Below are 18,940 nucleotides of genomic sequence, written 5' to 3' on the forward strand. Positions count from 1 at the left end.
CGGCTCATGAATTTTGGCCGTGTCCCTGACAAGCGCTGTCGGGAGTGTCCTGGCGTCGGATACCGGTCGCAAGAGCGGCTTTCAGCCTCCGCTCGCCCGCCGCGACCTCGAAGGGCAGCGTGTTCCCGGGCGGCGGGAAAGGACAGATGAAGTGGTCCGCGAAGGCGCAGGGAGGCAGCAGGGAACGGTTGAGATCGACCGTGATCGCGCCTCGCGCGTCGGGTATGCCGGGCTTCAGGAAACGGAAGCGGTAGCTGGAGAGGCCTCCGGTGGCGTCACCGAAGACGGCCCAGAGGCTGCCGTCGTCCGGGTCCACGGCGACCTGGAGGGTGTGTTCGGCGCCTTGGAAGGGGAAGACCAGCTCCCCGCCGAGGTCGAGCCCGCGCGCCCGCCCGTCGGCGTTCTCGACCTGGACGCTCCGGTCCTCGGCGTACGGACGGAACCGGCCCGGCAGGACGAAGGCGGGGTCGTAGGGGGTGGCCTCGATGCCGGTGTGGGTGCGGCGGGCCTCGGAGGCGGGGTCGTAGACGCGGACGCCCCACTCCCCCTCGCGCCGGATCACGACGATCCGGAACTCCCCGGCGGAGAGCCGGGCGTGCGCGGGAGAACCCTCGTCGGCGTCGAGGAGCACCTCGCCCGTGAACGGCTCGCCGTCGAGCCGGTAGGAGTCCTCAAGGGTGGCGGTCAGCACCGCACCGGCCTCCGTGGCGCGCCAACGCCCCGGAACGGCCGGAATTCGACCTTCCGGGTAGTCGGCGAGCCAGTAGGTTCCGGTCAGCGCGAGGGGGCCGTAGGGCGCGGACACGGCCGCCGCCCTGCGCTCGTGCCATTCCCGCCATGCGGCGTGCGGGTCGTCTGCGTCGTCGCTCATCCCGCTCACCCCTTCCACGCGGGTCCGGACGGGAATCCCCGCGTACGCCGTCCGGACCTGTGAAATCTGAAAGGGCCTCAGCAGCCGTCGCAGGGACAGCAGCAGCAGTCGTCGCATCCGCAGTTGCTGCAGCAGTCGCAGCCGTCGCAGCAATCGCCCGCGTCGCAGAGGGGCTCGCGCCGCTCCCGCGACCACGGGCCCTCGTGCTCGGTACAGCACATCTGGCAGGTGCAGAACAGCCCGATGGCCACCGCGCAGCCCGCCAGCAGCCCGCGGCGCGGCCGCTGCGGGGGCAGTCCGCCGCCACCGCCACCGCCGCCGGGCCCCATGGGCGGCGGCATGCCCGGGCCGCCGGGGGCCTGGGGCGCGTTCGGGGCGTAGGGGTTCCCGCCGTACGGATTCCCGCCGTACGGGTTCGCTCCGTACGGGCCCTCCACCGTGGGCCCGCCCGCGTACGGGTTGCCGCCCTGCCCGGTGGAGGCCGTGGCGGTGTGGCCGCAGCTGCTGGTGCCGAAGGCCCGGTCCACCGAGGTGCGCAGCTCGTGCACGAGCAGGCGGTGCGCGAGTCCCGAGTCGGTGAATTCGACCTCGCGCAGGGCCAGCCTGATGCCGTGCAGGGCGTCGTCGCAGAGCCTGCGGGCCTCGGTGAGCGAGGTCCCGGTGGCGGTGAGCGGGTTCCAGGCGCCCGCGACGGCGTCGGCGCCCTGGTCCTCCACCGCGTCGAGCAGGTGCGCGAGGCGGCCGAAGTACCGGCCGGCCTCGGCCAGTGCGGGGGCGTTGCCCGGCCGTCCCGCCAGCTGCGCGGTATGCGCGAAGGCGGCGGCCGTCGCGGTCTCCGTCGGCTCGGTCACCACGAGCACGGAGGTGCCGAGGCCCGCGAGGGTCTCGATGCCCGCCTGCCGGTCCACGGCGTCGACGAGCACGGCGGTGTCGAAGCCGAGCGAGGCCCCGGTGCGGGCTCCGGCCCGGTCCCAGCCGCGGGCCACCTTGCGCGCGGCCAGGGCCATGGGGGCTCGGGCCAACAGCCCGTCCCGGTCGGCCACGTGGTCGCGCACCTTCGCGGAGGCCAGCACGAGCGAGACGGCGGCGGCGAGCCGCGCGCCCTCGCCCTGGGCCACGGAGGCGGTGCGCATACCACGCAGCGGACACGGGCCCGCGGTGCGCCGGGCCTCGGGCGCGACGCCCGACTGAGCCTCCGTCAGAACGGAGACGAGCAACCCGTCATAGTTCGTCACGATCCGGGCGAACTGGCCGTGGTCTCCCCGAAGTGCCAGGCACAGCCCGCACAGATGGGCCATCCACTCCGCCTTGAACCGCTCTCCCAACCGGTGCGTACAAGGCCTCACTATGCCGAACAAGCTGCTTCCCCCGTGTGTCGTACGCATGCTTGCCGGGCATCGTATCGACCCGCGCCTTTCACCCGAACGTCCGCATCGCCCACCCGTACGGCGGCGGCGGTCGTATTTTCACTCAGTCAGCAGCGGTAGCCACCAGGATCCTTGACCGTGCAACGGATGTTCTGCACCAGTACCGTCACGAAACCCCTGCGCGGCGACTATCCACTTGGCGCGTTGTCAGCATCATGGACGAGCATAGGGGCAGCGGAGAGAAGACAGACTGACCGCGGTGAAAGGAGGCAGTCCATGGGTTCGGTGCGCAAGGCGAGTGCCTGGCTGGGTCTCGTGGAGGACAGCGACGACGAGCGCTACTACGACGACGACTACGCGGAGGCCCCCCAGGGTTCGGTGGCCGGCCCCGGCGAGCAGTGGGTCACCGACCCCCGGGTGCGGGTGGCCTCCGCGTCGGCCGTGGAGCACGGCCGTCGCATCGCGACGGTCACCCCGGACGGTTTCCGTGACGCGCGGGGCATCGGCGAGCTGTTCCGCGACGGCGTCCCGGTGATCGTCAACCTGTCGTCGATGGACCCGGGTGACGCGAAGCGCGTCGTCGACTTCGCGGCCGGACTGACCTTCGGGCTGCGCGGTTCGATCGAGCGGGTGGCGACCAGGGTCTTCCTCCTGACCCCGGCCGACACCCAGATCGTCAGTGGCGAGGCGGGCGGCCGCTCACGCGACTTCTTCAACCAGAGCTGAGCAGGGCTCTCACCGGAAGGCGTCCAGGCCGGTGAGCGCCTTGCCCAGCACCAGCTGGTGCATCTCGACCGTGCCCTCGTAGGTGAGGACCGATTCGAGGTTGGTGGCGTGCCGCATGACGGGGTACTCGAGCGAGATCCCGTTGGCGCCGAGGATGGTCCGCGCGGTACGGCAGATCTCGATGGCCTCGCGGACGTTGTTGAGCTTGCCGAAGCTGATCTGTTCCGGCCGCAGGGTGCCCGCGTCCATCCGCCGGCCCAGGTGGTGGGCGAGCAGGATCCCCTTGTGGAGCTCCAGGGCCATGTCCGCCAGCTTGGCCTGGGTGAGCTGGAACCCGCCGATCGGCTTGCCGAACTGCTCCCGCGTCCTCGCGTAGTCGAGCGCGGACTCGAAACTGGCCCGCGCCGCGCCCATGGATCCCCAGATGATCCCGTACCGCGCGTGGCTGAGGCAGCCCAGCGGTCCCTTGAGTCCGGTGACCAGCGGCAGCACCGCGTCGGCGGGCAGCCGTACGTCGTCCATCACCAGCTCGCTCGTGACGCTGGCCCGCAACGACCACTTGTGCTTGATCTCCGGCGCGGAGAACCCGGGGGTGTCGGTGGGCACCGCGAAACCGCGGATCCCCTCGTCGGTCTGCGCCCACACCACGGCGACCGCCGCCACGGAACCGTTGGTGATCCACATCTTGCGGCCGTTCAGCACCCAGTCGGAGCCGTCGCGCTTGGCGTAGGTCCGCATCGCCGCGGGGTCCGAGCCCACATCGGGCTCGGTCAGGCCGAAGCAGCCGATCAGCTCGCCGGCGGCCATGCCGGGCAGCCAGCGCTGCTTCTGCTCCTCGGAGCCGTACTTCCAGATCGCGTACATGGCCAGCGAGCCCTGCACCGACACGAGCGAGCGGATCCCGGAGTCGGCGGCCTCCAGCTCCAGGCAAGCGAGGCCGTACTGCACGGCGCTGGCGCCGGCACACCCGTAGCCCTGGAGGGACATCCCGAGCGCCCCGATGCCGCCGAGCTCCCGGGCCAGCTCGCGGATCCCGGGCAGCTCGCCGCTCTCGTACCACTGCGCGATGTTCGGCAGCACCCGGTCGGCGGCCCAGGCACGAACGGTGTCCCGGACGGCGAGGTCCTCGGGCCCGAGGAGCTCGTCGAGCCCGAGCGGATCATGGGGCAGGAACGCGGACACGGGGCCTCCCGGCGGCCTGAGACAGAACCTGGCAGCGCGAGTTCCGCGCTCGCCCGAAGCTATTCGCCCAGGCCCAGCAAATCCAGCCCCACCGGCCTTCGAGGCGCGGGGTCCGGGGCGGAGCCCCGGTTCTTTTCAGCCCCGCCGGCGCTTGAGGCGATCTTTCAGCCCCGCCGGCGTTCGAGGCGCGGGGGTCCGGGGGCGGCGCCCCCGGCAACGGCGGTCAGCCCGCCTGCTCGACCGGGGTCGGCCGCGCCTCGCTCTTGCTCTGCGCGGGCAACCGCACGACGGCCGACTCGGCCGACTCCCCGTCCTCGTCCGGCGCAGCCGCCCCGCACTCCATCACCCGCGGCAACTTCAGCGCCATCACCGCCCCCGCCACCAACAACCCCGCACTGACCAGCAACGTCACGTGCAGGCCGTGCACGAACGACTGCCGCGCCGCCTCGTACAGGGACGCCCCCGCCGGCCCCCCGAGGTGCGCGGCGATCTGGTAGGCCTCGCCCAGAGAATTCGCCGCGCCCGCCGAATCCGCCGCCGACACCCCCGGTACGCCCACGAGCCCCGGCCGGTACGCCGCGTTCATCACGCTGCCCAGCAGCGCGATGCCCATGCCCGCGCCCAGCTGGTACGAGGTCTCGCCGATCGAGGCCGCGCCGCCCGCGGTGGCCGCCGGGGCCTCGCTCAGCATCGACTCGTACGCGGCGAACAGCGTGGTCTGCAGCCCGAAGCCGAGCAGGATGAAGCCGATGGTCAGCAGCAGCGGCCGGTCCTGCTGACCCATGAGCGTCAGCAGCAGCACGGAGAAGGCGGTCAGGACGAAGCCCAGCGACACCATCGTGCGCGGCCCGACCCGGCTCAGGGTGTACGACCCGGTGGCGCCCGCGGCCATGGCGGCGAAGGTCAGCGGCAGCAGCCGCAGACCGGTCTCCAGCGGGCTGAGGTGCAGCACGAGCTGCAGGTACTGGACGGCGATCAGCTCCAGGCCGACCAGGGCCAGCATGGCGAGGACGATGCACGCGACCGACGTGGAGAAGGCGGCCCGCGAGAACATCCGCATGTCGATCAGCGGGTGCTCCCGCCGCTTCTGCCGCCGTACGAACAGCACGAGCAGCACCACGCCGATCAGCAGCGGGACCATCGCCTCGACGTCGAGGAGTCGGCGTTCGGCGCCCAGCCGCTTGACGCCGAGCACCGCGCCGAGCACACCCGCCGCGGCCATCAGCGCGCCGAGCACGTCCCACGGCCCGTCGGCGGAACCGCGCGATTCCGGCAGCAGCCAGCGGCCGAGCGGCAGGATCAGTGCCATCAGCGGGATGTTGATGAGGAAGACCGAGCCCCACCAGAAGTGCTGGACGAGGAAGCCGCCGAGCACCGGCCCACTGGCCGCGCCGATGGCGGCGACCGCGGTCCAGATGCCGATGGCGAGCGCGCGCTCGCGCCGGTCGGGGAAGACCTGCCGCAGGATCGACAGGGTGGCGGGCATGATCATCGCGCCGCCGATGCCGAGCAGGGCGCGCGCGGCGATGAGCACCTGCGCGTTGTCGGCGAGGGCGGCTATCGCGGAGGCCACACCGAAGAGCCCGTAACCGAGGAGGAGGATGCGGCGGCGGCCGACCCGGTCCCCGAGGGTGCCGAAGAGGATGAGGAGCGAAGCGCAGACCAGCGGGTAGGCGTCGACGATCCACAACAGCTCCATCGAACCGGGGCGCAGGTCCTCGGTGACGGAGGGGACGGCCACGTGCAGGATCGTCGCGTCGAGCGCGACGAGGACCAGGCTGACGCAGAGCACCGCCAGGACGACCCAGCGGTTGGCCCCACCGGAAGCCGCGTGGAGCCGCTGCCAGGGGGAAGGGGTCCGGACCCCGGCCGCGTTCGTCCCCGACATGCATGTACCTCCCAGGTGATCCCTCGCGCTCGGCGGACCAGCGTCTCTTGGAGCCACGGGGGGTGGTGCGCTGTGCGGCGTCCAACGGGGTCCGGCATCGACACGCGAGTGAACGGTCAGCGTACGCGAGTTCGTCTGCCCGACACGTGGTCAAGCTCTCATCCCGGCGGCGGCCCCGGTGTGGCGTATGCCACTCCCCTCACCCTCACCCTTCCCCCGTGTACACGCGCGCTCACGTCCCGTGGTTTCTCCGTGGAGCCGCCCGTCGACCCCGCTCCGGCCCCTGAGAGGCCCTACGTCGGCGCCACCGATAATCAAGCCTGTGGAAGATCTTGGATTTCGCCGGGCCGCGCCCGCGCTGGCCGCCTTCGCGGCGGTCCGGCTGCTCGGGCTGACCGTGCTCGCGGTGTGGGGCGCGGTGGTCGGCAGCAGCCCGCACACGCTGCTGTCGGCCCGCTGGGACTCGCTCTGGTACGCCCGTATCGCCGCCGAGGGATACGGGTACGAGGTGCTGCTCCCGAACGGGGACGTCCACTCGAACCTGGCGTTCTTCCCGCTGCTGCCGTGGCTGGAGCGGTTGGTGTCGGCGCCGACCGGGCTCTCGTACGGCTCCGCGGGTCTGGTGGTGTCGGTGGTCGCGGGGTTCGCCGCGGCCTGGGGGATCTTCGCGGTGGCCGAGCTGGTCCACGGCCGCCGGGCCGGCGTGTTCGCGGTGGCGCTCTGGGCGGCGCTTCCGGTCGGGATCGTGCAGTCCATGGCGTACAGCGAGTCGCTGTTCACCGCCCTGGCGGCCTGGTCGATCCACGCGGCCCTGCGCGGGCGGTGGCTGACGGCGGGGCTGCTCGCGGCCGGTGCCGGGCTGACCCGCCCGGTCGGCGCGGCGGTCGTCGCGGCGGTGTGGGTGGCCGCCGCACTGGCCTGGCGGCGCGGGGAGCGGTCCTGGCGGACGGTCGCGGGGGCGCTGCTCGCTCCGGCGGGCGCGGCGGCGTACGTGCTGTGGGTCGGTGCGCGCACCGGTGGCGGCCTGCTGGGCTACCTGGACGTGCAGGGCGGCTGGGGCAACGGCTTCGACGGCGGCTGGGCGTTCGCGCGCTTCGTCGGGGCGAAGCTGGCTTCGTCCGCGTTCCTCGCCGGGGTGGGGCTGATCGCGGGGGTCGTGCTGGTGCTCTGGCTGTACGGGAAGTGCGTGCGGCAGCGGCAGCCGGTGCCGTTGCTCGTGTACTGCGGGATCGTCGTGGCGCTGGCGCTGTGCGCGTCCGGGTACTTCGGTTCCAAGCCCCGGCTGCTGCTGCCGGCCTTCCCGCTGTTGCTGCCACCGGCGGTGGCGCTGGCGCGGTGGCGGACCGGGCGGGCGGCCTCGGTGGTGGGCGCGCTGGCCCTGGCCTCCGCGGTCTACGGGGCGTTCTGGCTGAACGGCTCGGGTCCTCCATAGAGCCCTCACATCACGGAATGGATCATTCCGGTCCATCTTTCAGCAAAAGAAATGGTCCCCACGGCAATAAAGTCCGGATAAGTGACCGAAACAATTGCCGGAGCAGTGGATCAAGAGGCCGCCAACCGCTGTCGAAATAGCGGGAATTAAGTCCCGCGTGAGACCAACTCCACATCACATGGTCATCACAAAGCCCGTGATTCGCCCGGGCCGACCATCGCCGGGCGGTAACGTCGATTGAGTGCGTACCGACCAAATCCTGACCCGTCTGGAGCGGGTGTTCGCCCGGCTGGACCGGGAACCAGAGCGACCGGCTCATCTGCAAACCCCGCAGATGAGCCGGCACCGCGTCGTACTCCTGGGATCGACCCTCGCGTTCTATCTCGCGATCGTGGTCGCCGTCCTGACCACTTCCTGGCTGGTCCGCCTGGACTGGCAGATCATGTTCTTCCGGCCCTACGAGCAGTGGCCGCAGCTGCACGCGTTCCTCGACTACCTGGTCGTCCTGGGCCAGCGCGGACCCACCGCGGTCATGGTCGCCGCCTGGCTCGGCTGGCGCTCCTGGCGGCAGCACACCCTCCGCCCGCTGATCACCCTCGGCGTGGCGCTGCTGCTGCTCAACATCACCGTCGGGTCCGTGAAGCTCGGCCTCGGCCGGCTCGGCCCGCACTACGCCACGGAGATCGGATCGGCCGAACTCTTCGCCGGTGGCGATATATTCCCTTCCGGTCACACCGCCAACGCCGTGGTGACCTGGGGAATCCTGGCCTACCTGGCGTCCACCGGGGTCACCCGTCGGGTGCTGTCCGTGGTGTCCGCGGTCGTCTCGCTGAGCGTCGGCGCCACCACCGTGTACCTCGGCACCCACTGGGTCAGCGACGTCCTGCTGGGATGGTCCGCGGGTCTGCTGATCCTGCTGGCCCTCCCCTGGTTCGAGCCGCTCATCGCCCGGACCGAGGCCTACGTCTTCGACGTGCGCGAGCTGCTGCGCCGCCGCGCCGAGACCGGACGGATGCCCGCACCGGTCGTCTCCGTGCTCACCCCGCTGCTCTCGGCGGGCGGCAAGTGGCAGTTGCGGCCCGCCACCGAGGTCGCCCTCGGCGGCGCCACCGGCGGCGCCGAGGAGCCGGTCCCGCAACCCGTCAGGGACACCGTCGCCGCGACCACCGCGAGCGCCGTCACCCTGCACTCCCCCACCACCCGGCCCGCCGTGCACCCGGCCGGCAGGCCGCACGTGATCCGCTCCGAGCGGACCCCGGTCACCCCGGTCGGCAGCCGCCGACCGGCGCACACCGAACGGGCCGCCACCCGGGGGGCCGCGGCCCGTCCGGTCGCCGGCGGCTGACGCACCACCGCGGGGGCGGTACGCACCCCCTCCCCCCGCGCCGCACGAAGGCGGGCCAGGTCCTCGGACCTGGCCCGCCTTCGCCGTTCGTCAGCGCCACGCCCGGACGTTCGTCCGTCCCGGGTCACGCTTGTGTCACAGAATATCAACAGCCGTAAATTGTTTACCGGTCCGCGACACGCCCGGGGTTCGGACCGTTTGGAATTTGCACCGAACACGGCCGAATTCCTGTCCGGGATTGCCATGATCCCCTTGGCCCAGACCAGTTGAATCCCCCTCAGCTCCGCTACATTTCCTTCACTTCTCCGGCCGCCACGGCCCGCCCCAGGAGATCCCGCGCGGCCCTGATCCGATCCGTCAGCTCGGGCGGCTCGACCACTTCGAACTCACAACCGAGCAGCATGACGTGAATCACCAGAACGTCCAGGTTCACCGCCCCGGTGCGCAGCAGACAGCTCCGCTCGTCGACCGGTTCCAGGACCCCGTCGCTCGGCCCGATGATCTGTGCCGCTTCCTGCGCCGAAACCTTCAACCGCACCAACGCGCGGGCCGCGTACACCCGCTGCGAGACGCCCTCGGAGACGTACGCGGCGAGATCCTCCGCGGGCGGCGGGCGCGGGGTGAACCGCGGTCCGTGCGGCGGCCGGGGCTCGATCCGGTCCGCGCGGAAGGTCCGCCACGCCTCCCGGTCCAGGTCCCAGGCGACGAGGTACCAGCGCCGCTCGGTGCACACCAGCCGGTGCGGTTCGACGGTGCGGCGGCTGACGTTTCCCTCGTGGTCGCGGTACCCGAAGCGCAACCGTTCGCCGTCCCGGCAGACCGAGGCCAGCTCGGTCAGCACCGAGGGGTCCACGGTGGACCGCTGGGCGCCGCGCAGCATCGGTACGGTGAACTCGTTGAGCGCGGACACCCGACGGCGCAGCCGCGACGGCAGTACCTGCTCCAGCTTCGCGAGGGCTCGTACGGAGGCCTCCCCGATACCCTCGACCCCGTTCCCGGCGGCGGTGCGCAGGCCCACGGCGACAGCCACGGCCTCGTCGTCGTCCAGCAGCAGCGGCGGCAGCTCGGCGCCCGCGCCCAGCTGATAGCCGCCGCCGGTCCCGGGGCTGGCGTTCACCGGATACCCGAGCTCCCGCAGCCGGTCCACGTCGCGCCGGACCGTCCGCGCGGTGACCCCGAGGCGGTCGGCGAGGTCGGCCCCGGTCCATTCGCGGTGGGCCTGCAGCAGGGACAGCAGGCGCAGCAGTCGTGCGGAGGTGTCGAGCATCCCCAGAGTCTGCCGGCGCGCCGTGACGATCCGCGCCCCGAGCGGGCGGGGCGGGCCGCCGGCCGGGCGGGCGCCCGGGCGGGCCTCAGCAGACCAGCGGTGGCGCCTCGGCGCCGCTGAGCTCGATGAGCGCGCAGAGGGTCTTCACGGAGACCTTCCAGACCCCGTCCTCGAGCTCCACGGTCCCCTTGCTGTCGGGCAGTACCGTGTCGCCGCCGACCTTGAGGTCGTAGGTCACCTCGGCCTCGGTGGGCGAGGTGAAGGTGACGTCGGTGACCTCGACGGAGGTCTTGGCCGCCTCGGCGCCGGCCGAGAACCCGTCCAGCAGCACCGTGAGCAGCTCACCGTGCTGCAGCAGCTCGGCCTTCTCCTCGGTCGGGGTCTTCGGGTCGAAGAAAGCGGTCCAGTTCTTCTCGATCTGCTCCTTCGCCGCCGCGGGATCCGCGGGCCCGTCCGCGGTCGGCAGGAACAGGACCGTGGCGGACGGCGGGCCCGAGGACCCTGTCGCCCCGGCGGGCGAGGACCATCCCACCACCGCCGGTACGGCCAGCAGGACCGCGGCCGTCGCGCAGGCCGCGGCACGTGCGGGTGCGTGTCTGCTCTGGAACATCTGGCTCACCACCGGAGTCCGAGCGAGCCGTTCGGCTCGTTCCCTCCAGGGTCTGCGCCCTCACGGCATCACGCAACGCGCGGACGACCCGTGCACCCCGTGTACCCAGGTCAAGGGCGCGGCGACCCTGCCGGCGACGGAGAGGGCGACGGAGCCGTCGGTCCCGCGGCGGGGATGGTGACCGGCGCGGGCTTCGGCCCGGACGGAGCCGGCGGCCGGGTGCCGGCTTCCGCGGTGGGGACGACCAGCAGCATGCCCACCACGAGGGCCTCCGGCTTCGGCCCGATCCGCTCCCGGTTCGCCTCGTACAGCGCCCGCCACCCGCCCCGTACGCGATGCTTGCGGGCGATCGACACCAGCGTGTCGCCGTCCCGCACCGCGTGCATCCGCCCGGCCAGCCCGTACCGCTTGGAGCACACCGGCCACGCGTTCCAGCCCTGCGAGCCGAGGACCTCCTCCGCGACCCGGATCTGCTGCACGCGGGTGGCCAGGTCGGCCCGTTGCGCGAATGCCGTCCCGCCGTACTCCTCCCACGTCGGCTGCCAGAACTGCAGCCCTCCGTAGAAGCCGTTGCCGGTGTTCACCGCCCACCGCCCACCGCTCTCGCAGTCGGCCACGCAGTCCCAGGGCCACTCCCCGCCCGGTCCGCAGTCCCCCGGCCCGTCGCCGATCACCCCGGGCGAGCCCGGGTGCGCCGCCCCGGCCGGGCCCGGCGCCGGAGGCGGCGGAGCCGCGGCCGCGGAGCCGTGGGGCAGTACGAGCGCCAGCACGGCGGCGAGGGCGACGGCGCCGCCGGAAGCGGCCCGCCAGGTCCGGTGGTTGGGCATCGGGTCACGCTACGCAGCCCCGTGCGGCCCCCTTCGGCCCGCCACGCGGCAGGTCACCGCACCCCACCCGGTCGGCCGACCGCCGACACCCCCCTCAAACGGCCACACCCGGGCATCAACTGAGCACAAGCTGAAAACAGTTGGCATGAAAGCGAAGCTCCGGTCGGACGGTTCACCCTTCCGGGGGCCAGGTTCGAATCCGTTCCCTCAAATGGCGTGACCCCGGCCGCCGCTCGGCCGTTGAGCCCGGCGAGCCGGGAGCCTCCCGGACCCGCACCTATGCCGAGGAGCCACCCCGTGCCGCGCATGCTCGACGTCAGTGATGAGGTACGTGCCGAGATCGGTGACGAAGAAGCCGACAGGCTGCTCGTCGGCGAAGACGCGCCGCGCAGTTACGACTGCACCTCCTGCCGCACCCCGGGCGACCCCGAGAACGACCGCACCAGCACCGTGCTGTTCGTCGGCGAGGAGACCGCCGTCCTCGCCTTCGCCCACGCCACCTGCATCCCCTCGCAGGTGGTCTCGGTCTCCGAGGAGCAGCTCCAGGGCGCCGTCCGCAGCATCACCGGCGACAGCCCGGCCGCCGCCGGCGGCCCCGGCGCCGCCCCGCAGAACGTGTCCGGCGGCCAGGCCGTCCTCGGCATCACCAGCGGCCTGATCCTGATCGCCGGGGAGCTGCACCCCGCCCTGGTCGTCGAGCCGACCGCGCCCATCGCCCGCCCCGGCAGCGACGGCCCCGGCGACGACTTCCTGCCGCTCCTCATCGAGCAGGGCTTCATCCCCGTCACCGACACCTCCGAGGTCCCCACCGTCCTCGGCGGCTGGTCGGTCCTGCTCGCCGCGGGCCAGCTGCACGCCGTGCTGCAGCCGGGCAACGACGGCGGCGGTCAGGTCGCCTGGTGGCAGGCCCACCAGGCGCTGTCGGTCACCGACGGCTGGCGGGCCGCCGTCAACAAGACCCAGCGCGTGCTCATCTACGCCGCCCCGGTCGGCTCCATCGGCCAGCAGCCCCGTGAGGACCTGCTGCGCGACGCGCTCGACAAGGCCGCCGCCGCGGGCAAGCTCGTGGCCGCCGCGATGCCGCTGGCGGGTACGCCCGGCGCCTGATCCAGCCGGACCCGAAACGGCCGCCGAGCCCCCTGCCGAGGGGGCCGGGCGGCATGCGCCGGGGGTGTGCGGTCCGTCCCGCACACCCCCGGCGATCTGTGTTTCCTCCCCTGTCACCCCGCATCCGCAGAGCGCCGGTTTCGTTGGCTGGTACGTGCATTCATACGACTCCTCCCGCGCCCCGTCCTATCCGAGCACCGTCCCCGCGATGCGTCCCGCACGGGACCGGGACCCCGCTCCGGCCGTCTCGCACACCCCCATCTACGACGCGCTGTACTCGGAGTACCTGCGCGCCTTCCGGACGCTGCCGGGCGACCGTACGGGCGAGGAGGACCACGGCTTCACGGCCTTCTCCTACGGAGGCTCGTACACGAGCGGCACGTCGTACGGCAGCGGTTGGAGCGGCTCCGCGTGGCAGCGCGTCGACGGCTGGCAGCCCTCGTACACCCCGCAGCCGCAGGCGGCGTACTCGTACGCGGGCAGCCCCGGATACGCCGACGGGCGGCAGCACCAGACCGGGATGACGCACATCCCGGCGGCCCTGCCGCCCGCTCCGCGCCGGGGCTACTGACCCCGCCGAGTCCGCCGGAGTCCTCGCCCTGCTGCTACTTCTTCTTCTTGTACTGGGCGCCGCGCTTCTCGCGCACCCGCACCGAGATGTGGATCGGGGTGCCCTCGAAACCGAACTCCTCGCGCAGGCGGCGCTCGATGAAGCGTCGGTAGCCGTGCTCCAGGAAGCCGGAGGCGAAGAGGACGAACCGCGGCGGCTTGCTGCCCGCCTGGGTACCGAACAGGATGCGGGGCTGCTTGCCGCCGCGGATCGGGTGCGGGTGGGCGGCGACGACCTCACCGAGGAAGGCGTTCAGCCGGCCGGTGGGGACGCGCGTCTCCCAGCCCGCCAGGGCCGTCTCGATCGCCGGGACCAGCTTCTCCATGTGGCGGCCGGTGAGCGCCGAGACGTTCACCCGGGGTGCCCAGGAGACCTGCTGCATCTCGGTCTCGATCTCGCGCTCGAGGTAGTAGCGGCGCTCCTCGTCGAGCTCGTCCCACTTGTTGTAGGCGACCACGATCGCGCGGCCCGCCTCGACGGCCATCGTGATGATGCGCTGGTCCTGGACGCTGATGCTCTCGGTGGTGTCGATCAGGATGACCGCGACCTCCGCCTTCTCGACGGCGGCGGCCGTGCGCAGGGAGGCGTAGTAGTCGGCGCCCTGCTGCAGGTGCACCTTCTTGCGGATACCGGCGGTGTCGACGAACTTCCAGGTGATGCCACCGAGTTCGATCAGCTCGTCGACCGGGTCGCGGGTGGTGCCGGCCAGCTCGTTGACGACGACGCGGTCCTCCTTCGCCACCTTGTTGAGCAGCGAGGACTTGCCGACGTTCGGGCGGCCGATGAGCGCGATGCGGCGCGGGCCGCCGGGGGCGGCGCCGCCGAAGGTCTGCTCGGGGGCCTCGGGCAGGGCCTCCAGGACGGCGTCGAGCATGTCACCGGTGCCGCGGCCGTGCAGCGAGGAGACCGGGTGCGGCAGGCCGAGGCCCAGCGACCACAGGGAGGCCGCGTCGGACTCGCCGCTCTGGCCGTCGACCTTGTTGGCGCACAGCACGACGGGCTTGCCCGCCCTGCGCAGCAGCCGGACGACGGCCTCGTCGGTGTCGGTGGCGCCGACCTTGGCGTCGACGACGAAGACGACCGCGTCGGCGGCCTCGATGGCGTACTCGGCCTGGGCGGCGACGGAGGCGTCGATGCCGAGGACGTCCTGCTCCCAGCCGCCGGTGTCGACGACCTTGAAGCGGCGGCCGGCCCATTCGGCCTCGTACGTGACGCGGTCGCGGGTGACGCCGGGCTTGTCCTCGACGACCGCCTCGCGGCGGCCGATGATGCGGTTCACCAGGGTCGACTTGCCGACGTTCGGGCGGCCGACGACGGCGAGGACGGGAAGCGGGCCGTGACCGGCCTCCTCGATCGCGCCTTCGACATCTTCGATGTCGAAGCCCTCTTCCGCGGCAAGCTCCATGAACTCCGCGTACTCGGCGTCGCCAAGTGCTCCGTGGTCGTGCTGGTCGTTCATGAAGTCCGTTCCTCGTCGTTCGTGGTGGTCGGTGGTGTCCGCGCAGCGCGGTTCCACTACTGGTTTCAAGTCTCGCTCAGCGCCCGGTCAGGCGCTTGGCGTCGGCCAGGTGGGCGGTCAGCCGGTCCTGGATGCGTACGGTGGCCTGGTCCAGGGCGGTACGGGTGCGGCGGCCACTGCCGTCGCCCGCGTCGAAGGCCGACCCGAAGACGACGTCGACCCGGCTCTTGAGGGCCGGCAGGCCCTTGACGACGCGCCCCGGAGTGTCCCCGCTGCCCAGTACGGCCACGGGGACGATGGGAGCGCCGCTGCGGACCGCGAAGTACGCGAGGCCCGCGCGCAGCGAGGCGAAGTCGCCCTCGCCCCGGGTGCCCTCGGGAAATATCCCCAGGGCCCCTCCATTGTCGAGCACGCCGAGGGCGCGGCCTATCGCGGTCCGGTCGGGGCCGCCGCGGTCGACCTTGACCTGCCCGATCCCGTCCAGGAAGGGACCGAGCGGGCCCACGTACGCTTCCTTCTTGATCAGGAAGTGCAGGGGCCGGGGCGCGGTGCCCATGACCATGGGGCCGTCGATGTTGTGCGAGTGGTTCACGGCGAGGATGACGGGGCCCGAGGCGGGCACCTTCCAGGCCCCCAGTACGCGCGGCTTCCAGAGCCCGTACATGAGCCCGATGCCGATGCGCCTGCCGACCGCCGCACCCTTGAGGGAGGGCGCTTGGCTCACTTGCGGCCCGCCCGCTTCTCTTCCACCAGCGTCACGACGCACTCGATCACCTGGTCGAGCGTGAGTTCGGTGGTGTCCACCTCGACGGCGTCGTCGGCCTTGGCCAGCGGGGAGGTCTTGCGGCCGGAGTCGGCCGCGTCCCGCTTGATCAGCGCCTCCTTGGTGGCCGCGAGGTCGGCGGCCTCCTTGCCGCGGAGCTCGCCGCTGCGCCGGGCGGCGCGCGCCTCGGCGGAAGCGGTCAGGAAGATCTTGAGGTCGGCGTCGGGCAGGACGGTGGTGCCGATGTCCCGGCCCTCGACGACGATCCCGTCGGCCTCCTGGGCCGCCTCGGCGGCGATGGAGCGCTGCAGGTCGGTGATCAGGGTGCGCACCTCGGGGACGGCGCTGACGGCGCTGACCTTCGAGGTGACCTCCTGGGTCCGGATGGGACCGGCGGCGTCGAGGCCGTCCACGGTGATGGTGGGGGCGGCCGGATCGGTGCCGGACACGATGGTGGGCTTGCCGGCGGCGATCGCGATGGCCTGCGGGTCGTCGGTGTCGACGCCGTTGGTGATCATCCACCAGGTGATGGCCCGGTACTGGGCGCCGGTGTCCAGGTAGCGCAGCCCGAGCTTGGCGGCCACGGCCTTGGAGGTGCTGGACTTGCCCGTGCCGGAGGGACCGTCGATGGCGACGATCACGGCGGACGGAGCTGCGGTTTCCACGGTGCGGGCACCTTCCTGGTTGCGCGTACGTGTCCGGGCGCGGCAAAGCGCCCCTCCCCAAGGTTACCGGCCCCGGACGGCCCCCGTCCCCGCCGTGCGTTCCGGGGGCCCGCGGGGGCCGCGCGCTACTGCTGGCGCAGTGCCCAGCCCCGCTCGCGCAGCTCGGCGGTCAGGCCGGCCACCGCCCGCGGCTCCACCATGAGCTGGACGAGGCCGGCCTGCTGGCCCGTCGCGTGCTCGATCCGTACGTCCTCGATGTTGACCCCGGCCCGGCCGGCGTCGGCGAAGATGCGGGCCAGCTCGCCGGGCTGGTCGCTGATGAGCACGGCCACCGTCTCGTAGACCGTGGGTGCCGCGCCGTGCTTGCCCGGGACCCGGACCCGACCCGCGTTGCCGCGGCGCAGCACGTCCTCGATGCCCGCGGCGCCGCCGCGCCGCTTCTCCACGTCGGCGGACTGCAGGCCGCGCAGTGCCTCGACGGTCTCCTCCAGGTCGGCGGCGATACCGGCGAGGACGTCGGCCACCGGCCCCGGGTTGGCCGACAGGATCTCCACCCACATCCGTGGGTCGGAGGCCGCGATCCGGGTGACGTCGCGGATGCCCTGCCCGCACAGTCGCACGGCCGTCTCGTCGGCCTCCTCCAGCCGGGCCGCGACCATGCTGGAGACCAGCTGGGGGGTGTGCGAGACGAGCGCCACCGCGCGGTCGTGGGCGTCGGCGTCCATCACCACCGGTACGGCGCGGGAGAGCGCCACGAGCTCCAGTGCGAGGTTGAGCACCTCGTGGTCGGTGTCCCGGGAGGGGGTCAGCACCCACGGGCGGCCCTCGAAGAGGTCCGCGGTGGCGGCGAGCGGCCCGGACTGTTCCTTGCCGGCCATCGGGTGCGTTCCGATGTAGGCGGTGACGTCCACGCCGAGCGCCGCGAGCTCACGCCGCGGTCCGCCCTTGACGCTGGCCACGTCCACGTAGGCGCGCGCGACGCCGCGCCCGATCAGGTCGGCGAGGGTCGCGGCCACGTGGGCCGGCGGTACGGCGACGATCGCGAGGTCGACCTGCTCGTGCGGGGGCTCGTCGGTGCCGGCCCCGAGGGCGGCCGCCGTACGGGCCCGGTCCGGGTCGTGGTCGGCGAGGTGGACGGTGATGCCCCGGGCGGACAGGGCGAGCGCCGCGGAGGTGCCGATCAGTCCGGTTCCGATGACGACGGCGGTTCTCACGAGGCACTCCAAGGGGACGGAAAGGCGAGCTGACGGACTGTCCGGCCAGGGTATCCAGCACCCGCGGCAGGAGGGCCCGACCGCCCATCCCGTGGGACGGCGGCCGGGCCCTCGTGCCGGGCTGCCGGACGGTCAGAACTTCTGCGCCCGGATGATCTCCTCCAGCGAGCCCGTCGGAAGCTGTCCTTCCGGGCTCAGCCTGTCGACGGCCGTCGGCAGCGCCCGCGCGATCTCGTCGGCGGCCTCCTGCGGGCTGACGCCGGTCTGCGCGGCCGCCTTCTGCAGGGCCTCGTCGGGCAGCGCCTCGGCGATCTGGGCGCCGCTGACCGACTGGTTGTCGCCGGTGCCGATCCAGGACTGGGCCTGGTCGGCGAGGCCCGATCTGGTCAGCATGTCCATCAGCCCACCGAGCGGGTTGCTCCCGCCGGCCTGGGAGCCGCCGGCCCCACCCATGAGGGCGCCGAGCAGCGCTCCGAGGATGTTGCCGCCGCCGGCGCCGCCGCTGCCGCCCTGGCCGCCGCTCCCGCCCAGGAGGCCGCCGAGCAGAGAGCCGAGGTCGTTACCCGCCATCGTCATGCCTTTCGCAGAGGGGCCGGGCCGCGCGGAGTGCTTCGCACCCGGCTTCGAGACACGGACAATGTCACCCATTGTCGACAATGCCGCCACCTGGCGCACACGTCCGCGACCCCTGCGGTAGAACCATCCGCATGATCTTCCACATCGTTCCGCTCGCCGACTGGACCGCCGCGCCCGAGCTCCCGTACGCCCCGCCCTCGCTGGTGGCCGAAGGGTTCGTCCACTGTTCGTCGGACCGCCCCACGGCACTCGCGATCGTCGACGCGCACTACCGGGCGGTACCGGGGATCCTGCTCGCGGTGGAGCTCGACGAGGGCGCGCTGACCGCCGAGGTCCGCCGGGACGCTGATTCCGGCGGGCGCTACCCCCATGTTCACGGCCCACTGAACCGGGAAGCCGTGATCCACGTGTGGGAGGTCGTACGCACACCCGGCAGCCCTGCCTCACTGGCCCCATGGGAACCGGGCCGATGAACCGGCGCGGCAGGCTTCACCTGAGGCCCGCCGCAGGCCAGGATGCTGCACGCCATCCGGCCACGAAGCGAGGAGAGACTCATGAGCGACCTCACGCACACCGCCCGGCGCACGGTACTGACGATCGGCGCGGCCACCCTGGCAGGCGGCGCGATCACCGCCTGCGGCGGTGGAAGCGCTGAAAAGGCCTCCCCGGGGGAGCCGAACAACGACACGGGCGTCCAGCCGGCCGCCCCGGCTCCCGCCACCCCGGACGCGGGGACGGCCGGCAAGGCCCTCACCAAGAAGGCGGACGTGCCGGTGGGCGGCGGCAAGGTCTTCAAGGAGGAGAAGGTCGTCGTCACCCAGCCCAAGGCCGGCACCTTCAAATGCTTCACGGCGGTCTGCCCCCACCAGGGCTGCCTGGTCAACAAGGTGGAGGACGGCAGCATCGACTGCCCGTGCCACAACAGCAAGTTCGCGATCGCGGACGGTGCGGTGACCAAGGGTCCGGCCACCAAGGGACTGGCGGAGAAGAAGATCAAGGTCGCGGCGGACGGCAATATCTCACTCGCATAG

19 protein-coding genes are annotated in these 18,940 nt (G+C 72.4%); 7 read left to right on the plus strand and 12 right to left on the minus strand.

The window, feature by feature from the left end; all coding sequences use genetic code 11:
* Positions 1–4 precede the first annotated feature (4 nt).
* Together OG624_RS10575 and OG624_RS10580 are read right to left on the minus strand one after the other, a co-directional pair.
* Positions 5–871, minus strand: coding sequence for a DUF1684 domain-containing protein (locus tag OG624_RS10575; protein ID WP_371639353.1), 867 nt, complete (start codon positions 869–871; stop codon positions 5–7).
* A 77-nt stretch (positions 872–948) separates the two neighbouring features.
* On the minus strand, positions 949–2,229 hold the full coding sequence (locus OG624_RS10580) for a DUF5685 family protein (protein WP_326747761.1): 1,281 nt from the start codon (positions 2,227–2,229) through the stop codon (positions 949–951).
* 285 nt (positions 2,230–2,514) lie between these two features.
* Between OG624_RS10580 and OG624_RS10585 the strand changes: the two genes are divergently transcribed.
* Positions 2,515–2,964: a cell division protein SepF gene (locus tag OG624_RS10585; protein WP_371639354.1), complete on the plus strand. Its 450-nt coding sequence runs from the start codon at positions 2,515–2,517 to the stop codon at positions 2,962–2,964.
* Positions 2,965–2,973: 9 nt separating this feature from the next.
* Here OG624_RS10585 and OG624_RS10590 read toward each other — a convergent pair whose 3' ends face one another.
* Together OG624_RS10590 and OG624_RS10595 are read right to left on the minus strand one after the other, a co-directional pair.
* Positions 2,974–4,146: an acyl-CoA dehydrogenase family protein gene (locus tag OG624_RS10590; protein WP_033224983.1), complete on the minus strand. Its 1,173-nt coding sequence runs from the start codon at positions 4,144–4,146 to the stop codon at positions 2,974–2,976.
* 223 nt (positions 4,147–4,369) lie between these two features.
* Positions 4,370–6,034 (minus strand): MFS transporter, encoded by a 1,665-nt coding sequence (locus tag OG624_RS10595; RefSeq protein WP_051763736.1) that lies wholly within the window; start codon positions 6,032–6,034, stop codon positions 4,370–4,372.
* A 178-nt stretch (positions 6,035–6,212) separates the two neighbouring features.
* Here OG624_RS10595 and OG624_RS10600 point away from each other — a divergent pair, with 178 nt between their 5' ends.
* Both OG624_RS10600 and OG624_RS10605 read left to right on the plus strand, forming a co-directional pair.
* Positions 6,213–7,466: a hypothetical protein gene (locus OG624_RS10600; protein WP_371639355.1), complete on the plus strand. Its 1,254-nt coding sequence runs from the start codon at positions 6,213–6,215 to the stop codon at positions 7,464–7,466.
* 241 nt (positions 7,467–7,707) lie between these two features.
* Positions 7,708–8,811 carry a phosphatase PAP2 family protein gene (locus OG624_RS10605; protein ID WP_033224981.1) on the plus strand — a complete coding sequence of 368 codons (1,104 nt, stop codon included), beginning with the start codon at positions 7,708–7,710 and terminating at the stop codon, positions 8,809–8,811.
* Between the two features lie 286 nt (positions 8,812–9,097).
* Here OG624_RS10605 and OG624_RS10610 read toward each other — a convergent pair whose 3' ends face one another.
* From OG624_RS10610 to OG624_RS10620, 3 genes are all read right to left on the minus strand, one after another.
* The gene (locus OG624_RS10610; protein ID WP_033224979.1) at positions 9,098–10,078 is read right to left on the minus strand and encodes a helix-turn-helix transcriptional regulator; all 981 of its coding nucleotides are present in this window, start codon (positions 10,076–10,078) and stop codon (positions 9,098–9,100) included.
* 85 nt (positions 10,079–10,163) lie between these two features.
* Positions 10,164–10,688, minus strand: a complete 525-nt coding sequence (locus OG624_RS10615; RefSeq protein WP_266360939.1) for a hypothetical protein — start codon at positions 10,686–10,688, stop codon at positions 10,164–10,166.
* A 110-nt stretch (positions 10,689–10,798) separates the two neighbouring features.
* Complete coding sequence (locus OG624_RS10620) at positions 10,799–11,515, minus strand: transglycosylase family protein (protein ID WP_371639356.1); 717 nt, start codon at positions 11,513–11,515, stop codon at positions 10,799–10,801.
* A gap of 297 nt (positions 11,516–11,812) precedes the next feature.
* Between OG624_RS10620 and OG624_RS10625 the strand changes: the two genes are divergently transcribed.
* Both OG624_RS10625 and OG624_RS10630 read left to right on the plus strand, forming a co-directional pair.
* Positions 11,813–12,622 (plus strand): hypothetical protein, encoded by an 810-nt coding sequence (locus tag OG624_RS10625; RefSeq protein WP_033224977.1) that lies wholly within the window; start codon positions 11,813–11,815, stop codon positions 12,620–12,622.
* A gap of 208 nt (positions 12,623–12,830) precedes the next feature.
* Complete coding sequence (locus OG624_RS10630) at positions 12,831–13,193, plus strand: hypothetical protein (RefSeq protein WP_202506592.1); 363 nt, start codon at positions 12,831–12,833, stop codon at positions 13,191–13,193.
* 34 nt (positions 13,194–13,227) lie between these two features.
* On the opposite strand, the gene der is transcribed toward OG624_RS10630, so the two are convergent.
* From der to OG624_RS10655, 5 genes are all read right to left on the minus strand, one after another.
* Positions 13,228–14,691, minus strand: coding sequence for a ribosome biogenesis GTPase Der (der, locus tag OG624_RS10635; RefSeq protein WP_033225014.1), 1,464 nt, complete (start codon positions 14,689–14,691; stop codon positions 13,228–13,230).
* 76 nt (positions 14,692–14,767) lie between these two features.
* Positions 14,768–15,355: a lysophospholipid acyltransferase family protein gene (locus OG624_RS10640; RefSeq protein WP_202506599.1), complete on the minus strand. Its 588-nt coding sequence runs from the start codon at positions 15,353–15,355 to the stop codon at positions 14,768–14,770.
* Positions 15,356–15,411: 56 nt separating this feature from the next.
* Entirely contained in the window at positions 15,412–16,119 is a 708-nt protein-coding gene (gene cmk / locus OG624_RS10645) for a (d)CMP kinase (protein WP_030009333.1), read from the minus strand.
* A gap of 125 nt (positions 16,120–16,244) precedes the next feature.
* Positions 16,245–17,333, minus strand: a complete 1,089-nt coding sequence (locus OG624_RS10650; RefSeq protein ID WP_033224973.1) for a prephenate dehydrogenase — start codon at positions 17,331–17,333, stop codon at positions 16,245–16,247.
* 132 nt (positions 17,334–17,465) lie between these two features.
* The gene (locus OG624_RS10655) at positions 17,466–17,981 is read right to left on the minus strand and encodes a YidB family protein (protein WP_371592527.1); all 516 of its coding nucleotides are present in this window, start codon (positions 17,979–17,981) and stop codon (positions 17,466–17,468) included.
* 59 nt (positions 17,982–18,040) lie between these two features.
* Here OG624_RS10655 and OG624_RS10660 point away from each other — a divergent pair, with 59 nt between their 5' ends.
* Together OG624_RS10660 and OG624_RS10665 are read left to right on the plus strand one after the other, a co-directional pair.
* Entirely contained in the window at positions 18,041–18,382 is a 342-nt protein-coding gene (locus OG624_RS10660; RefSeq protein ID WP_033224971.1) for a DUF952 domain-containing protein, read from the plus strand.
* An 81-nt stretch (positions 18,383–18,463) separates the two neighbouring features.
* The gene (locus OG624_RS10665; RefSeq protein ID WP_033224969.1) at positions 18,464–18,940 is read left to right on the plus strand and encodes a Rieske (2Fe-2S) protein; all 477 of its coding nucleotides are present in this window, start codon (positions 18,464–18,466) and stop codon (positions 18,938–18,940) included.

Origin of the sequence: Streptomyces virginiae (genome assembly GCF_041432505.1) — a bacterium.
Taxonomy (GTDB): Bacteria; Actinomycetota; Actinomycetes; order Streptomycetales; family Streptomycetaceae; genus Streptomyces; species Streptomyces virginiae_A.

What these genes read in the sequence shown, in the direction of transcription:
- OG624_RS10575 (WP_371639353.1), bottom strand. Translation starts at nt 871, where the DNA reads ATGAGCGACGACGCAGACGACCCGCACGCCGCATGGCGGGAATGGCAC.
- OG624_RS10585 (WP_371639354.1), top strand. Translation starts at nt 2,515, where the DNA reads ATGGGTTCGGTGCGCAAGGCGAGTGCCTGGCTGGGTCTCGTGGAGGAC.
- OG624_RS10595 (WP_051763736.1), bottom strand. Translation starts at nt 6,034, where the DNA reads ATGTCGGGGACGAACGCGGCCGGGGTCCGGACCCCTTCCCCCTGGCAG.
- OG624_RS10610 (WP_033224979.1), bottom strand. Translation starts at nt 10,078, where the DNA reads ATGCTCGACACCTCCGCACGACTGCTGCGCCTGCTGTCCCTGCTGCAG.
- OG624_RS10615 (WP_266360939.1), bottom strand. Translation starts at nt 10,688, where the DNA reads ATGTTCCAGAGCAGACACGCACCCGCACGTGCCGCGGCCTGCGCGACG.
- OG624_RS10620 (WP_371639356.1), bottom strand. Translation starts at nt 11,515, where the DNA reads ATGCCCAACCACCGGACCTGGCGGGCCGCTTCCGGCGGCGCCGTCGCC.
- OG624_RS10630 (WP_202506592.1), top strand. Translation starts at nt 12,831, where the DNA reads ATGCGTCCCGCACGGGACCGGGACCCCGCTCCGGCCGTCTCGCACACC.
- der (WP_033225014.1), bottom strand. Translation starts at nt 14,691, where the DNA reads ATGAACGACCAGCACGACCACGGAGCACTTGGCGACGCCGAGTACGCG.
- OG624_RS10640 (WP_202506599.1), bottom strand. Translation starts at nt 15,355, where the DNA reads ATGTACGGGCTCTGGAAGCCGCGCGTACTGGGGGCCTGGAAGGTGCCC.
- OG624_RS10655 (WP_371592527.1), bottom strand. Translation starts at nt 17,981, where the DNA reads ATGGGTGACATTGTCCGTGTCTCGAAGCCGGGTGCGAAGCACTCCGCG.
- OG624_RS10660 (WP_033224971.1), top strand. Translation starts at nt 18,041, where the DNA reads ATGATCTTCCACATCGTTCCGCTCGCCGACTGGACCGCCGCGCCCGAG.
- OG624_RS10665 (WP_033224969.1), top strand. Translation starts at nt 18,464, where the DNA reads ATGAGCGACCTCACGCACACCGCCCGGCGCACGGTACTGACGATCGGC.